Annotated in this window: 16 protein-coding genes and 1 pseudogene; 6 read left to right on the forward strand and 11 right to left on the reverse strand. The window is 58.9% G+C overall.

Annotated features, from left to right (window positions below):
* Nucleotides 1-8: 8 nt before the first annotated feature.
* From argE to RHM58_RS21950, 4 genes are all read right to left on the reverse strand, one after another.
* On the reverse strand, nt 9-1,160 hold the full coding sequence (gene argE, locus RHM58_RS21935; RefSeq protein ID WP_322268174.1) for an acetylornithine deacetylase: 1,152 nt from the start codon (nt 1,158-1,160) through the stop codon (nt 9-11).
* Complete coding sequence (locus tag RHM58_RS21940; protein ID WP_322268175.1) at nt 1,157-1,834, reverse strand: DUF1028 domain-containing protein; 678 nt, start codon at nt 1,832-1,834, stop codon at nt 1,157-1,159. The genes argE and RHM58_RS21940 overlap by 4 nt, the downstream gene beginning before the upstream one ends.
* Nucleotides 1,835-2,000: 166 nt before the next feature.
* Nucleotides 2,001-2,417, reverse strand: a complete 417-nt coding sequence (locus RHM58_RS21945) for a RidA family protein (protein ID WP_201194257.1) — start codon at nt 2,415-2,417, stop codon at nt 2,001-2,003.
* A 34-nt stretch (nt 2,418-2,451) separates the two neighbouring features.
* On the reverse strand, nt 2,452-3,798 hold the full coding sequence (locus tag RHM58_RS21950) for a flavin-containing monooxygenase (protein WP_416195333.1): 1,347 nt from the start codon (nt 3,796-3,798) through the stop codon (nt 2,452-2,454).
* 138 nt (nt 3,799-3,936) lie between these two features.
* Here RHM58_RS21950 and RHM58_RS21955 point away from each other — a divergent pair, with 138 nt between their 5' ends.
* Together RHM58_RS21955 and RHM58_RS21960 are read left to right on the forward strand one after the other, a co-directional pair.
* Nucleotides 3,937-4,326, forward strand: a complete 390-nt coding sequence (locus RHM58_RS21955) for an ester cyclase (RefSeq protein ID WP_322268177.1) — start codon at nt 3,937-3,939, stop codon at nt 4,324-4,326.
* Between the two features lie 182 nt (nt 4,327-4,508).
* Nucleotides 4,509-5,723, forward strand: a complete 1,215-nt coding sequence (locus tag RHM58_RS21960; RefSeq protein ID WP_322270880.1) for an MFS transporter — start codon at nt 4,509-4,511, stop codon at nt 5,721-5,723.
* A gap of 149 nt (nt 5,724-5,872) precedes the next feature.
* On the opposite strand, the gene RHM58_RS21965 is transcribed toward RHM58_RS21960, so the two are convergent.
* Entirely contained in the window at nt 5,873-6,301 is a 429-nt protein-coding gene (locus RHM58_RS21965; RefSeq protein WP_322268178.1) for a nuclear transport factor 2 family protein, read from the reverse strand.
* A gap of 14 nt (nt 6,302-6,315) precedes the next feature.
* A pseudogene (locus RHM58_RS21970) lies at nt 6,316-6,630 on the reverse strand (hypothetical protein); the annotation flags it as partial.
* Nucleotides 6,631-6,806: 176 nt separating this feature from the next.
* Between RHM58_RS21970 and RHM58_RS21975 the strand changes: the two are divergent.
* Both RHM58_RS21975 and RHM58_RS21980 read left to right on the forward strand, forming a co-directional pair.
* Complete coding sequence (locus tag RHM58_RS21975; protein WP_322268180.1) at nt 6,807-8,426, forward strand: sensor domain-containing diguanylate cyclase; 1,620 nt, start codon at nt 6,807-6,809, stop codon at nt 8,424-8,426.
* A gap of 33 nt (nt 8,427-8,459) precedes the next feature.
* Nucleotides 8,460-8,882 (forward strand): HD domain-containing protein, encoded by a 423-nt coding sequence (locus tag RHM58_RS21980; RefSeq protein WP_201256655.1) that lies wholly within the window; start codon nt 8,460-8,462, stop codon nt 8,880-8,882.
* A 224-nt stretch (nt 8,883-9,106) separates the two neighbouring features.
* Here RHM58_RS21980 and arsH read toward each other — a convergent pair whose 3' ends face one another.
* From arsH to RHM58_RS22005, 5 genes are all read right to left on the reverse strand, one after another.
* Nucleotides 9,107-9,802, reverse strand: a complete 696-nt coding sequence (arsH, locus tag RHM58_RS21985; protein ID WP_322268181.1) for an arsenical resistance protein ArsH — start codon at nt 9,800-9,802, stop codon at nt 9,107-9,109.
* 12 nt (nt 9,803-9,814) lie between these two features.
* On the reverse strand, nt 9,815-10,285 hold the full coding sequence (locus tag RHM58_RS21990) for an arsenate reductase ArsC (RefSeq protein ID WP_201256657.1): 471 nt from the start codon (nt 10,283-10,285) through the stop codon (nt 9,815-9,817).
* A gap of 14 nt (nt 10,286-10,299) precedes the next feature.
* Nucleotides 10,300-11,589: an arsenic transporter gene (locus RHM58_RS21995; protein ID WP_322268182.1), complete on the reverse strand. Its 1,290-nt coding sequence runs from the start codon at nt 11,587-11,589 to the stop codon at nt 10,300-10,302.
* Nucleotides 11,590-11,613: 24 nt separating this feature from the next.
* Nucleotides 11,614-11,961: a metalloregulator ArsR/SmtB family transcription factor gene (locus RHM58_RS22000; RefSeq protein ID WP_201256659.1), complete on the reverse strand. Its 348-nt coding sequence runs from the start codon at nt 11,959-11,961 to the stop codon at nt 11,614-11,616.
* A gap of 210 nt (nt 11,962-12,171) precedes the next feature.
* Complete coding sequence (locus RHM58_RS22005) at nt 12,172-12,705, reverse strand: NADPH-dependent FMN reductase (protein ID WP_322268183.1); 534 nt, start codon at nt 12,703-12,705, stop codon at nt 12,172-12,174.
* A 196-nt stretch (nt 12,706-12,901) separates the two neighbouring features.
* On the opposite strand from RHM58_RS22005, the gene RHM58_RS22010 reads away from it, so the two are divergent.
* Both RHM58_RS22010 and RHM58_RS22015 read left to right on the forward strand, forming a co-directional pair.
* Nucleotides 12,902-13,573: an ATPase gene (locus tag RHM58_RS22010; RefSeq protein WP_201256661.1), complete on the forward strand. Its 672-nt coding sequence runs from the start codon at nt 12,902-12,904 to the stop codon at nt 13,571-13,573.
* A 78-nt stretch (nt 13,574-13,651) separates the two neighbouring features.
* The gene (locus tag RHM58_RS22015) at nt 13,652-14,134 is read left to right on the forward strand and encodes a GNAT family N-acetyltransferase (protein ID WP_322270881.1); all 483 of its coding nucleotides are present in this window, start codon (nt 13,652-13,654) and stop codon (nt 14,132-14,134) included.
* The last annotated feature ends 4 nt before the right edge of the window (nt 14,135-14,138 follow it).

The raw sequence follows: 14,138 nt of genomic DNA on the forward strand, positions 1-14,138 counted from the left end.
GCCAACCCTCAGCAGCAGATCGATAGCAGCATCCGTTGCAGCATGGCGTCGCAGCTATTCAGTTGCTCAACGCTGACAAACTCGTCCGGTTTGTGGCCTTGATCCATGCTGCCTGGACCGCAAACCACTGTTGCAATTGCGGCAGCGTCAAACAGGCCACCCTCGGTGCCGAACGCCACTGTGCCGAACTCCCGAGAGCCCGAAAACGCAGCGATCAACTCAGCGGCTTCGCTGTGCGCATCGGTGGCCAAACCGGGGTACGCCGACAACTCGCTGAAGCGGATTTCACTCTGATCACTCACGGCACGCATACGCGGCAAAACGTGTTGTTCGGCGTAGGCTTTCAGCTCCTGCGCGACATCGCTTGGGTCGTATGAGGGCAGGGCGCGGATTTCAAAGTCGAAACGGCAATCGGCGGGAACGATGTTCAAGGCTTTGCCGCCAGAAATCACTCCGGTTTGCACCGTGCTGAACGGCGGATCGAAGCGTGCGTCGTGAAGCTCGGGGGCTTTGAGTCGTTGGCCGATGCGCCCGAGCTCACCGATCAGTTCGGCGGCGTATTCGATGGCATTAACCCCGAGCGGCGCATACGCCGAATGACAGGCTTCACCATGAATGTCGCAGCGCATCGCCAGTTTGCCTTTATGGCCGAGCACCGGTTTGAGCTCGGTCGGCTCGCCAATGATGCAGAGCATCGGTTTGACCGGGCGCTGCTCCAGCACTTTGAGCAATGAGCGGACGCCGAGGCAGCCGATTTCTTCATCGTACGACAGCGCGATGTGCACCGGCAGCCGCAGCGAGGCCTGCACCAACGATGGCACCAGGGCGAGTACGCAAGCGATGTAGCCTTTCATATCCGCTGCGCCGCGCCCGTACAGCTTGCCGTCGCGCTCGGTGAGTTCGAATGGCGGCACGGTCCAGGGTTGGCCGTCGACGGGCACCACGTCGGTGTGCCCCGACAGCACGATGCCCGGTCGATCCGCCGGGCCAATGGTCGCGAACAGATTAGCCTTGCTGCGTGGCTCGTCGTAGACCAGTTCGCACGGCACATCGAAGCTGGCGAGGTAGTCACGGACAAACTCGATGAGGTGCAGGTTGGATTCGCGGCTGGTGGTGTCGAACGCCACCAGCGTTTTCAGCAAATCGCGACTGTGGCTCATTGGTCGTCTCCGGCGACGCCGTAACCAGGGGATTTGTCCGGGGCGAGGGCGCGGTCGATGTAGTCCTGAACTTGTGGGCGATAGGCGTCCCACAAATGTTCCAATTGGCCGATTGGGTCTTCATCGGCCCAATCGACGCGCAGGTTGATGATTGGCCAGGTCAGTTCGCCGACCACCACCATCGCCGCCGAATGCACCGGCCCGGCTTCGCCGCCCGCCACGATGGCGGCTTGCATTGCCGCCAGCAAGCGATCGGCCAGTTGACCTTCGCCCTGTTCGAATGCCCGGACCATCGCCTCTACAACAGAACGATCCGCCAACATGTTGCCGGCTGCGACGCATTGTTCGCCGCAGACCGCGTTGTGGTTGCCGAGGGTTTGCGCGCCGCTGAAGTGCGCGGTGCGACCGAGGTGGTCAATGGCGGTGATCTGGCGATATTGGCTGTAGCCGTTGCGGGTCAGGACTTTGTCCAGCGCCTCGGCAGGCGCGAGGCCTTGCTCAATAAGGGCGAGGGTTTCCGGGCCGAGGGATGGCAGGGTGATGTTTTGAGTGGAAACGGCGCCAACGCCGGGCAGCAGCCACGGGCAGCGGGCGCCGACGGCGATGCTGGAGGAACTGATGGCGATGCCGAGCTGACCGGTTTCGGGGCAGCGGGCGGCGATGGAGAAGGTCATGGTTTTGCTCCTTGTTTTGCCTTGGCGAAATGGTCGTCTGTGCGGGCGCCTTCGCGAGCAGGCTCGCTCCCACATTTGATCTTCGTCGTACATAAATCTGTGCCCACTGGAGATCTAGTGTGGGAGCGGGCTTGCTCGCGAATGCCGCGACGCGGTCTACCGGTGTTTACTCAGGAATCACCGCAATCACATCAATCTCCATCAACCACTGCGGTTGCCCCAACGCCGACACCACCAACCCGGTCGAAATCGGAAACACGCCTTTCAACCACTTGCCCACTTCCTGATAAACCGGCTCGCGGTAACGCGGATCGATCAGGTAAGTGGTGGTTTTCACGATGTGGCTAAGGTCGCTGCCAGCCTCTTCCAGCAACTGTTTAACGTTGCGCATGGCTTGCTCGGTTTGCGCCCGCGGGTCACCGAGGCCGACCAGTTGGCCCTCGAAATCGGTCCCGACCTGGCCACGAACATAAACGGTATTGCCCGCCCGGACCGCTTGGCACAGGTCATTGTCCAGGCTCTGGTTCGGGTAGGTTTCTTTGGTGTTGAACATGCGAATACGGGTATGGGTTGGCGTGGACATTTGCAGCTCCTGAAAAGAATTCGACGTGGCGCGCTTAAGCGCTGACCGTGGTTTTATGGGCGAGCGGGGCGGCTTCTGCTTCGCGTTGCTCTGCATCGCGGTAGTCGAGGTAAGAACGCTGGATGCCGATGTGATCAGCCACGTACTTGGCGTCGTGCCAAACACCCCAGATAAACGAAGAACCGCGCCGCGACTGCCATGGCAGACCAAGGAAATACACGCCTGGCTCGCTCGAAACGCCGCGCTGATGTTTTGGTTTGCCGTTTTCGTCGAAGGCATCAACCTTCAGCCAGCTGTAATCCGTGGCGAAACCGGTGGCCCAGATGATCGAGGTCACGCCGGCCTGGGCCAGGTCGAGTTCCAGAATCGGGTTCGTCACGCAGTCCGGATCCGGGAAGGTGATGCGGGCTTCAGGCTCTTGCGGCAGGTCCAGGCCATTGCGCTCGATGTAGACGTCCGCAGCATTGAGCAGCGCCAGATAGTTCTCATCGCCGCGTGCCAGGTTGTCGGCCAGGTTCGGTTGGAAGGTGGCCACGGAACCGTTGAACGATTGAGTCAGGCCGACCAGCGTCATGCCGCGATGGGCCAGGCCACGGAAGTCCACCGTACGACCGCCGTGCGCACCGCTGACCGCGATGGTCACGTGTTCCCGGCCGGGTTTCATGGCCGCTTGATCCCACTCACCGAGCACGCCCAGCCACCAGCAAAAATCACGGTTGCGATAGGCGCGAGGAGGGCGGTCATGGGCGCCGACCGAGAGATAAACCTTTTTGCCAGAACGCTGCAGTTCATCGGCGATCTGTACCCCCGACGACCCGGCGCCCACCACCAGCACAGCGCCTTCAGGCAACTGCTGCGGATTGCGGTACTCGGCGGAGTGGATCTGGGTGAATGGCGCGTCTTTCGGCGCAATCGGCGGAATGACTGGACGCTGGAAAGGCCCGGTCGCGGCCACCACGCGGCTGGCTTCGATCACACCCCTAGAGGTTTCAATGGTGAAGCCCGGACGACCGATATTGCGCTCGACTTTCAGCACGTCGACGCCCGTTTGAATCGGCGCCTTGAACTTCTTGGCATAGGCTTCGAAATAGTCGGCCACTCGCTCTTTCGGGGCAAAGCCGTCAGGGCTGACGTCGTCGAACTCAAGGCCCGGAAACCGGTCGTGCCAGGCCGGACCATTGGCCACCAACGAATCCCAGCGCCCGGTGCGCCAGCGCTCGGCAATGCGGTTACGCTCGAGCACCAGGTGCGGCACTCCGAGTTCGCTCAAGTGCTCACTCATGGCCACGCCAGCCTGACCGGCGCCGACAATCAAGGTGTCTGTTTTTATTGTTTCTGTGGTCATCTCTCTACCCTTCGAAGTGGGAGTCAGGTCGGTTATGGCCTGCCATCTCTTGGGTTCAAGACTAGGGATCACCTTGGTATCGGTAAAATATTATTAAGCTGGGAACTGAGCATAAATAACGGAGGCAGAGCGTATGGTTCAGGATTGAAAAGGTTTAAAGGGAGATAGTGAGCCATGAACAAGCACGCACTCAGCGACACCTATCGCGCCTATATCGACTGCCTCAACCGACAGGATTGGCCAGCCCTGAGTCAACTCGTCGATGAAAACGTGCACTACAACGGCCTGCGCGTCGGGCTGTCCGGTTACCGGGCGATGCTGGAACGCGATTTTCGCTCGATCCCCGATCTGCACTTTGTGATCGACCGCCTTATAACCGACCCGCCGCATATCGCCGCCAGGCTGTGCTTCGATTGCACGCCAGTGGGGGAGTTGTTCGGCCTACAGGTGAATGGTCGGCGAGTGGTTTTTACCGAAAACGTGTTCTATGAGTTCAAGCACGCAAGGATCTGCAACGTCTGGTCAGTCATCGACAAGGCTGCGGTCCAGGCGCAGATTATTTAAAAGGGGCAGATACACTTTTCGAAGTACCCACGAACCCCTATGGGATGATCCTTTAAAAGGGGACTGGCTTATTTTCGAGAAAGTAAACCTGCCCCTTTGTCGTTTAAAGATCAGGCCTGCTAGATTGGCCCTTCAATCAACCTGATCAGTACCACCCTACGATGACCGACCTGAACAACGGAATGTCCTTGCCCGCGTCACAACCCGCCGATGCCTCCATGCGTCGCCGATCTTTACTGGCGGCTTGCAGCGCGCACGCCGTGCATGATGGTTTGACCGACGTTATCTACGTGTTGCTGCCCCTTTGGCAGTTGCAGTTTGGCCTGAGCTTCGCGCAGGTCGGGCTGTTGCGCGGCGCCTATTCCGGGGTGATGGCCAGCATGCAGCTGTTGGCGAGCCGTGCGGCCAAACGTTGGGGGCGCGGACGCCTGCTGGTGGGCGGAACAGCACTGGTTGGGGTGGCTTATCTGTGTGTGGGGCTGGCGGATGGGTTGCCGTTGCTGTTGCTGGCCCTGATGTTGGGTGGGTTGGGCGCGAGTACCCAGCATCCACTGGCGTCTTCGATGGTCAGTGATACTTTCGAGGCGGGCGGCGGGGTCAAGGAGGCCTTGTCGCAATACAACTTTGCCGGCGACATCGGCAAGATGCTGATACCGGCACTGGTCGGCGTATTGCTGACGGTCGTCAGCTGGCGCACCAGCGTGACGCTGATGGGTTTGCTGGGCCTGGCTGCCGCTGGGTTGTTGGGGTGGTTGATTGCGGCGCGCGGCGTGCCAGCCTCCCGTTTGAAGAAAGCCCCCAAGGTGTCGGCCGGGAACGGCTCGGTCGGCGGGTTGCGGGCACTGCTGGTGACCGGCATCCTGGACAGCGCGGTACGGATGGGGTTTCTCACCTTCTTGCCCTTTCTGTTGACGAGTAAAGGTGCCGGGACGGCGGGTATCGGTCTGGCGTTGGCGTTGTTATTCGTGGGCGGCGCATTCGGCAAGTTGCTGTGCGGCTATCTGGGCGCACGTATCGGCATGATGAAAACCGTGTGGCTGACGGAATCCGCGACCGCACTATTGATCGTTCTGGTGGTTTATTTGCCGCTGACCAGCATGATGGTGATGTTGCCGCTGCTAGGGCTGGCGTTGAACGGCACATCGTCGGTGCTCTACGGCGTGGTGCCGGAGTTATCGAATGCAGACAAACGTGAACACGCCTTCGCACTGTTCTACACCGGCACCATCGGTGGCGGGGCGCTGGCGCCGGTGTTGTTTGGGCGCCTGGGGGATGCTACCGGGATCCCGGTAGCGGTGATGACGCTGGCGGCGATTCTGTTGCTGACACTGCCATTGGCCTGGTGTGTGCAGCGGGGGCTGGACCGCAATAGTGGCCTGAGTCAAAGCCAGGCTTAGAGCAAAAGGGGCAGATACACTTTTTGAAGTACCCACGACCCCCTGTGGGAGCGGGCTTGCTCGCGAAGGCGGTGTGTCTTTAGCATTGATGATGACTGACACACTGCCTTCGCGAGCAAGCCCGCTCCCACAGGGATGATAGAAATCGGTCAGGCTTTACTGGCGGCCAGGTAGGCGCCAAGACGCTGGCCCATTTCTGCGCCCAACGCCTGCAAGCCGCTCAGCGGACGGACCATGACTTCAAATTCAACGATTTTTCCTTCTTCGTTGAACTGGATCATGTCTATCCCTTTCAGCTCTTTGCCGCCAACCGTCGCGCTGAATTCCAGCACGACATTCAACCCGTCCGCCGTCGCCAATTCGCGGTGGTATTCAAAATTCTCGAAGACGTCGAGCACTGTTGCGAGAATCATCGCAACCACGTTCGCGCCCGGGTAAGGCGTGTGCGCCATGGGCGAGCGGAACACCGCTTGCGGGTCCAGTAATTCGGGCAGGGCTTTCAAGTTCCCGGTGCTGATCATGTGGTGCCACTGCTTCAGGGACTCCGCGGCGTTAGGGTGCAAGTTCAGTTCAGACATTTTCAACTCCTGTTTTATTGTTGTTCTGCAAGCGTCAAACGGTGCGCGTTGGCCCGTAAATACTCAGCCATCGCGACAAAGCGCTGGCGGGTTTCATGTTCGAAAAGACGGTTGGCCAGCGAGTCGGGCAACCATTCCAGCTAACGCGACCGTAAATGTACGCTAAAGGTGTAGATCAACTCCGAGGTGTTGTCATCGAGATCACGATGGTGCATCGACGCGGCCCACCACTCAAATACGCCTTGCGGCTCGACCAACAGGGCCGCTGCGACCTGTGCAGGCTGAAGGTTGACGAAACGGGCACGCATTGAAAAATAACGTTTCCAGCCCGTTACCGGAGGCGATATCGGTTTTCAGGCACCAGGGTGGGGAAGGTCGGCTTGAGGTGCGCGCGCTGATCGGGTGGCTTGAAGAGCAATTGCGAAGTGAGCGCTGACCTGAACGGGGGCTGCAACGCTACCGGAAAACCCCTCCAAAGCGCGGCACTCTCGGATACACTCCGGTGATGCCAAAACATCATCACGCGCCCCTGAATCTCGCCCGCATCGGTAACAGCATCGTCACGCGACTGCTGATATTGGCGTTGTGCATCGTCATTTTCGGTGCCGTGGTGCGCTATTACGTGTTGACCAACTTCTTGCGCGAAGATTTGAGCGCAGTGGTGGAGGGCCAGCAGTTAACGCTGGCCACTTACGTCGCCCGCGATATCGATAACAAAATTGTTCAGCGCCAGCAGTTGTTGGAGCATCTTGCCGCCACCGTCCCGGCTGATCTCCTGACGCAGCCCGAACGGCTGAAAGCGTGGCTGAAAGAGCATTACGACGACCAAACGCTGTTCACCGCAGACTTGTTCATCGTGAACACAAAAAGGCGTTTACTTGCGAACTATCCCGTCCTGGATACCGATTACCCTGACGGTGATTACATTCAGGCGGGGTTGGCGGGGCGTCCGTTTATCGGACAGCCGAGGATGGGGCGCGCCACTAAAGCACCGATCCTGCCGATGTCGGCGCCCATCAAGGATGCCGGCGGTGAGGTCCAGGCTGTGCTGGTTGGCGTGACCGCGCTGGGTGCTTCAGGGCTGCTTGATTCGTTGCTTCAAAGCCGCGTGGGCGACGCCGCCAGTGATTTCCTGTTGGTGTTCCCGGACAGCAAGTTGTTTGTCGACACCTCGACACTGAATGTGCAGCTCAAGCCAACGTCGTCTCCCGGCATCAATGCGCTGCACGATCGAGCCATGGCCGGGTTTCGCGGCGCCGGGATAACGCTCAACGCCAAGGGTGTCGAGGAGGTGGCGGCGATGGCTTCTGTCCCAAGCGCCGGTTGGTTCATAGTTGCCCGTTTGCCGACCAGCGAAGCGTTTGCCACCGTGGATCGAACCCAGCACTTTTTGATCAAGGGTGCGTTTTTATCGATTCTGTTTTTTGCCACGTTCGCCTCCATCGGTTTGTACTTTGTCTTTCGTCATCTGTTTAGTGCTGCCGCCCAGGCGGACCGCATGACCCGAGATGAATTGCCGCACGCGCCGTTGGCGGTTGTTCGGGATGATGAAGTCGGGCACTTGATCTCGGCGTTCAATCGTTTGCTGGTCAAGTTGAATGACAAGCAGGACGAACTGAAAAAGATCGCGCATCACGACACCCTGACAGGGTTAACCAACCGGCATTATCTTTCCGGCCGGCTTAGGCTGGTGTTGGCCCAGGCACAACGCAACCAGACGCAGGTGGGCTTGTTGTTTATGGACCTTGATGGGTTCAAGCACATCAACGATTCCCTCGGGCACGAGGCTGGCGATGAGGTTCTGCGGCAGGTAGCGCGGCGTTTTTCAGCTGTCGTGCGAGTGAGCGATACCCTGGCCCGCATCGGCGGAGACGAGTTTGTGGTGCTGCTCAATGACCTCGGCGACAATGCCGAAGAGACATTGACCCGCGTGGCGACGCAATGCATCGATGCCTTGGCCGCGCCGTTTTTTATCTCCGGCTCGGTGTGCATCGTCGGCGTTTCGATTGGTATCGCGCTGGGAGACGGGCAGAGTTCTGCCGATAAACTGTTGCTGGCCGCTGATCGAGTGATGTACCAGGCCAAGAAAACCGGGCGCGGTCGGTATCTGACCTACAAGCTTTAGGCCGCTACGACGTTTAACCCGAGGAGCACCAAGATGACCCAGACCCTGGAACGAGCCATTGCCATCGCTGCTGCCGCCCATGCGGGACAGGTCGACAAGGGCGGGGCGCCTTACATCCTGCATCCGCTGAAAGTCATGCTGCGGGTCAACACCCTGGAAGAGCGGATCGTCGCGGTGCTGCATGACGTGGTTGAAGACACCGGCATCAGCCTCGAAGACTTGCGGCAAGAAGGCTTCAGCGAAACGGTGCTGACGGCCATTGCCTCGGTCACCAAGGTGCCGGGGGAATCCTATGAGGCATTCGTCGAGCGTGCGGCGTTGAACCCGATTGGCCGGGTGGTCAAACTCGCGGATCTGGAAGAGAACAGCGACCTGTCCCGGATTGCGCAACCGTCCTGGGAAGATCTGGAACGGATCGAGAAGTATCGGCGGGCGATCGGAGTTCTACGCTCTTAAGCGCTACGCCAAACCTTGTGGCGAGGGAGCTTGCTCCCGTTCGGTTGCGCAGCAACCGCCTTCAAGGGCCGCTACGCAGCCCGGCGGGAGCAAGCTCCCTCGCCACAGGTTTTCATTGCACCACAGGACCTGTTCAACTCTCCCCATACCTTTGTCGCACGCTGCAAAGGCGTAGACTCGCCAAGTTGTGTCCTGAAAGCGCTGCTCCAATCCCGATTTCCTCATCAAATCGACCGCTGATTCACGCGCCGGGTCAGTTCTTCAGCTGACTCCTTGCGCTCCGAATAGCGGTCAACCAGATCCGGACGATCCCGAAGCAGCAGCGTGAACTTCACCAGCTCCTCCATCACGTCCACAACCCGGTCATAGAGCGCTGAGGGTTTCATGCGGTTGCCTTCGTCAAATTCCAGATAGGCCTTCGGGACCGAGGATTGATTGGGGATGGTGAACATCCGCATCCAGCGCCCCAGCACGCGAAGTTGATTAACGACGTTGAAGGATTGCGAACCGCCACACACCTGCATCACCGCCAGGGTCTTGCCCTGGGTCGGGCGAATCGCGCCAATGGCCAGCGGCACCCAGTCTATTTGAGCCTTGAACACCGCAGACATGGAGCCGTGGCGCTCCGGTGAGCACCAAACCTGGCCTTGCGACCACTGCATCAGTTCCAGCAGTTCCTGGACTTTCGGGTGGTCGTTCGGTGCGTCGTCCGGGAGCGGCAGACCGGATGGATTGAAAATCCGCGTCTCGGCGCCGAAGTGTTCGAGCAAACGCGCCGCTTCCTCGACCAGCAATCGACTGAAAGAGCGGGCGCGGGTTGAACCGTACAACAGCAAAATCCGGGGTTTGTGCTGGCCGTTTTGATCGGTGGCGATGGGTTGAGTCAGTGATGGGTCGAGGTTGGGCAGCGGGTGAGTCATGAGGCGCTCCAGTTACAGCGTGCCGATGCGGTCGAGTTCACGCTTCAGCGCATCGCGATCAAGTTGGGCGAAGGGCAGTGCCAGAAACGCCCGGCAACGGGTTTCGATTCGCGCCAGGGTCGAGTGAAAGGCGGCGGATACGGCCGCTTCGTCACCCGTGACCTCCGACGGATCTTCCAGTCCCCAGTGGGCTTTCAACGCCGGCCCGAAATACACGGGGCAGGCCTCACCGGCGGCCTTGTCGCAGACGGTGATGACGATGTCCGGTGGGTTGCCCTCGAAGGCGTCATTGCCTTTGCTGCTCAAGCCATCAATGGCGATGCCGGCTTCTTGCAGTGTGGTCAGGCTACGCGGCAAGACCTGGCCCTTGGGAAAGCTGCCGGCGCTGACCGCCTCGAAACCTTCTGGCGCCAGGTGATTGAACATCGCTTCGGACAGGATGCTGCGGCAGCTATTGGCGGTACACATGAACAGAATGCGCATGGAGACTCCTTTTGTCAGGCGGACAAGCCGAGGCGCAGGGCCAGGGCGGATAAGGTGATGAACAGGATTGGCACGGTCAGCACGACACCGACCTTGAAGTAGTAGCCCCAGGTAATACGCAGGCCTTTACGTTCTAGAACGTGCAGCCAGAGGAGCGTCGCCAGGCTACCGATCGGGGTGATTTTTGGTCCCAGGTCACAGCCGATGACGTTGGCGTAGATCATGGCGTCGCGCACCACGCCAGTGGCGTCGCTCGCCTGAATGGACAGCGCGCCCACCAGTACCGTGGGCATGTTGTTCATGCCCGAGGACAGCGCTGCCGTCAGAAAGCCGGTTCCCAGCGCGGCGCCCCACACGCCGTAGTTGGCCAGGTAGTTCAGGGCTGTGGTCAGGTAGAGGGTCAGGCCTGCGTTTTTCAGTCCATAAACAACCAGGTACATGCCCAGCGAAAAGATCACCACTTGCCACGGCGCCTCGCGCAACACCCACCGCGTCGAAATCACATGGCCGCGTGCAGCCACGGCGAACAGCGCGGCAGCACAGACGGCGGCAATCGCACTGATGGGAATGCCCAGCGGCTCCAGTGCAAACAGGCCGACCAGTAACACGACCAACACACACCAGCCGACTCGAAACGTCAGCGGGTCTCGCACCGCGAGACGCGGATCTTGAAGCTCTTGGACGTTGTAGCTGCGCGGTATATCGCTCCGGAAAAACACGTACAGCGCGCCCAGCGTGGCAGCCACTGCCACGAGGTTGACCGGCACCATCACCGAGGCGTACTCGCTGAAGCCCAGGCCGAAGTAGTCGGCCGAAACAATGTTGACCAGATTCGACACCACCAGCGGCAGGCTGGCCGTATCGGCGATAAAGCCAGCGGCCATGACAAACGCCAACGTAGAAGCCGGCGAAAAGCGCATCGCGATCAGCATCGAGATAACAATCGGGGTCAGAATCAGTGCTGCGCCGTCATTGGCAAACAGGGCTGATACGGCGGCGCCAAGCAGTACCGTAAAAGCGAACAGGCGACGACCATCGCCTTTGGCCCAACGCGCCACATGCAAAGCAGCCCACTGAAAGAAGCCCGCTTCATCCAGCAACAAACTAATGATGATGACCGCGATAAACGTGGCGGTCGCGTTCCAGACAATGCCCCACACCAGTGGAATGTCGTCCAGCGTCACCACGCCTGTGGCCAGCGCCAGAATGGCACCCAACGATGCACTCCAGCCAACGCCCAAGCCCTTGGGTTGCCAGATGACCAAGACAATGGTGAATAGAAAAATCGAAACCGCAGCCAACATGAGAACGCTCGATGAGTAAGAGAGTCAGCAGCACGCTGCAGTATTGAGAGGCCGGTCGCCCATCTGTCTGAGCCGGGCGCTGTTTTCTTCAAGCCAGTCGGCGTTGGCTTGCAGCGTGGTCTCAAGGACAGCGCGTACCCAGGCAGGCAGTTCGGGATTGAGTCGGTAATACACCCATTGCCCCTGGCGTCGATCAAGCAGCAAGCCGCACGCCCGCAGTTGTGCCAGGTGACGAGAGATCTTCGGCTGACTGTCGTCCAGGGCACAGACCAGCTCGCAGACGCATAGCTCGCCTTCACGGGTGATCAGAAGGGTGGCGCGGGCGCGGGTCTCGTCGGACAGGCATTTGTAGATGGCTGGAGGGCTGAGCATGGGGCTGCCTGTAATGTGTGGAAATCCGAATATACGGATATCCATATGTATTGCGCAAGACGCTTTTTTGTTTGAGTTGAGGCAGGACTCCTCTCGCTGGAGTGAAATGTACGCAACGACAAATGACCGGGTTTGAATCAGCACATCGAAAAAGCTGTCGCTGCTATTCGAAACCTTCCTGATCTTCCGTTTACCTCAAGTCCTTCGGCATTAAAGACCCTGATTTTCGAGGTGTTTTTGGAAAGCCCCAAGCGCCGTACTGATCTGTGGGCCCATCACAGGATCATCGGCAATGCTTTCGGCACTCAACTGGGTGGACAGGAGGTTAACCGTAATTGACGCTTCCTCAATGAGGCGAGCTGACATCGTATCTAAAACCAGCCGCAGTGCGGCCTGCGCATGGCTGGCTCTGGGCGAGGCGTTGAAAAGTGCGACCGATTTGCCCGGGAAGGCTTCACTGCTGACGAGCCAATCGAGCATATTTTTGAACGAGCCCGGAATCCCTCGAGCGTATTCCGGGCATGAAATCAGAAGCCCATCGGCCTGGGCGATAATCGAGTGTAATTCCAGGATTTTCTCAGGAGGATGTTCAATCAAGTCCGGGTTGAAGTGCGGTAGCTCACCGATCCCTTCGTAATGCGTGATCAAGACCCCTTTGGGGCGCAAAAGCTCGGTTGCACGTAGCAAAATCGAGTTGGAAGAGGCCTGGCGCAGACTTCCTGAGACCGCAAGCAAATGCACCATTTCAACACCATCCGTGATTTATAAGTCGGTGGAGTTTCGCACGAGGCAGACATGACTGCCATCGCCCCACCCAGTACTCGCCCCTTCGCCAACCATTCGTCCAATCGATAGTCATCATCAAAAAAGCGAGTTTCGTTTTTCCAGCAACGGAGGAGGATAGCGCTATACCGATCTCGCTTCTGAAGGAACCTGCGCGATGAGAATCTCAACTGTTTTGGCCCTTATCGCCGTACTGACCAGCGGTTTTGCCGCCACCGCCCCGGCCTACGCTGGCGACCCACAAGCCTGCCATTTCCTGCCGATGGGCGACAGCAGCGCCAACCTGAAGCATTCCCAGTCGGTGGGTGTGCTCTACAGCGAAAACACCGTCAACACTATCGAATACCTTGAGCGTTACCATTCTGTTGCGGTGAACGGCAGCAAGAACCCTGCACTCGATTCGCGCATCAGCAACGCGTTCGTCAGCAGCTCTGATCCGAAACTGGCGATCAACTGGCTGATGAGTTCGCTGCAAAAAGAATTCGCCTCGGTGACCGTCTACGACAACCTCGACGCACTGGTGCAAGCGCACCCGGACGTGGTGGTGATGCTTGACACCTACAGCCGTCTGGTCAGCAAACGCAATGATCAGGTCGAAGCACGGTTCCTCGCCAAGTTCTACGATTCGAACCTGCAATACATCGGCCAGGCCGAAGGCTCCCGTGAACAGAAAATGCCTTCGGTATGGGTTCACGGCAAAGCAGCGTCGGAGATTGCTGCGCAGATCGACCAGCAAACCGCATTGCAAGTGAACGCCTTGAAGCAGTTCGATGCGTCGCTCAAAGCGTTGGTGACCTCGGGCAATGTGGCTCAGGTGGCGAACAACTGAGGATGCGGTTATCTGGCTGTTGCGCTCAGGAGTTTTGCACGATACTGGCTGCCCATCATGATAGTCAGAGCGCAAATGATGCCCGTATCACCTGATCAAAATCCGTCGCTTGTTCTGGTCCCTGCTCAACAAAACGACCTGGACCCACTTGTCGCCATTCGAATTGAGGCCATGCGCGAAAGCCTCGAGCGCGTCGGGCGATTTGATCCGGTGCGTGCGCGTGAACGTTTTGCCAGCGGCTTTGACCCCACTAGCACACGTCACATCGAAGTGGCCGGTGAGCGGGTTGGTTTTGTGGTGGTCAAGCATCACCTCAATGAACTGCTGCTTGATCACTTGTATGTGAAACCGGGGGCGCAGGGATCAGGGATTGGCGCCGCTGTTCTTGCTCATGTTTTCAAAGAGGCGGATGCAGCCGCGCTGCCTGTCAGGGTGGGCGCGCTCAAGGAAAGCGCTTCCAACCGCTTCTACATCCGCCATGGCTTCCAATTCGTGGAAAGCGCTGAATTCGACCATTACTATGTTCGGCCGAGCGTTCCTGCAACTCGTCCAGCCGATTAGCCTG

It is taken from the genome of Pseudomonas sp. 10S4 (assembly GCF_034344865.1).
GTDB lineage: Bacteria > Pseudomonadota > Gammaproteobacteria > Pseudomonadales > Pseudomonadaceae > Aquipseudomonas.

Bases quoted from the DNA above. Each gene is read 5' to 3' on its own strand.
- RHM58_RS22005 (WP_322268183.1), bottom strand. From the start codon at position 12,705: ATGGTGCATTTGCTTGCGGTCTCAGGAAGTCTGCGCCAGGCCTCTTCC.
- RHM58_RS21945 (WP_201194257.1), bottom strand. From the start codon at position 2,417: ATGTCCACGCCAACCCATACCCGTATTCGCATGTTCAACACCAAAGAA.
- RHM58_RS22000 (WP_201256659.1), bottom strand. From the start codon at position 11,961: ATGCTCAGCCCTCCAGCCATCTACAAATGCCTGTCCGACGAGACCCGC.
- RHM58_RS21960 (WP_322270880.1), top strand. From the start codon at position 4,509: ATGTCCTTGCCCGCGTCACAACCCGCCGATGCCTCCATGCGTCGCCGA.
- RHM58_RS21990 (WP_201256657.1), bottom strand. From the start codon at position 10,285: ATGCGCATTCTGTTCATGTGTACCGCCAATAGCTGCCGCAGCATCCTG.
- RHM58_RS22010 (WP_201256661.1), top strand. From the start codon at position 12,902: ATGAGAATCTCAACTGTTTTGGCCCTTATCGCCGTACTGACCAGCGGT.
- RHM58_RS22015 (WP_322270881.1), top strand. From the start codon at position 13,652: ATGCCCGTATCACCTGATCAAAATCCGTCGCTTGTTCTGGTCCCTGCT.
- RHM58_RS21975 (WP_322268180.1), top strand. From the start codon at position 6,807: ATGCCAAAACATCATCACGCGCCCCTGAATCTCGCCCGCATCGGTAAC.
- RHM58_RS21995 (WP_322268182.1), bottom strand. From the start codon at position 11,589: ATGTTGGCTGCGGTTTCGATTTTTCTATTCACCATTGTCTTGGTCATC.
- argE (WP_322268174.1), bottom strand. From the start codon at position 1,160: ATGAGCCACAGTCGCGATTTGCTGAAAACGCTGGTGGCGTTCGACACC.
- arsH (WP_322268181.1), bottom strand. From the start codon at position 9,802: ATGACTCACCCGCTGCCCAACCTCGACCCATCACTGACTCAACCCATC.
- RHM58_RS21965 (WP_322268178.1), bottom strand. From the start codon at position 6,301: ATGTCTGAACTGAACTTGCACCCTAACGCCGCGGAGTCCCTGAAGCAG.
- RHM58_RS21980 (WP_201256655.1), top strand. From the start codon at position 8,460: ATGACCCAGACCCTGGAACGAGCCATTGCCATCGCTGCTGCCGCCCAT.
- RHM58_RS21940 (WP_322268175.1), bottom strand. From the start codon at position 1,834: ATGACCTTCTCCATCGCCGCCCGCTGCCCCGAAACCGGTCAGCTCGGC.
- RHM58_RS21955 (WP_322268177.1), top strand. From the start codon at position 3,937: ATGAACAAGCACGCACTCAGCGACACCTATCGCGCCTATATCGACTGC.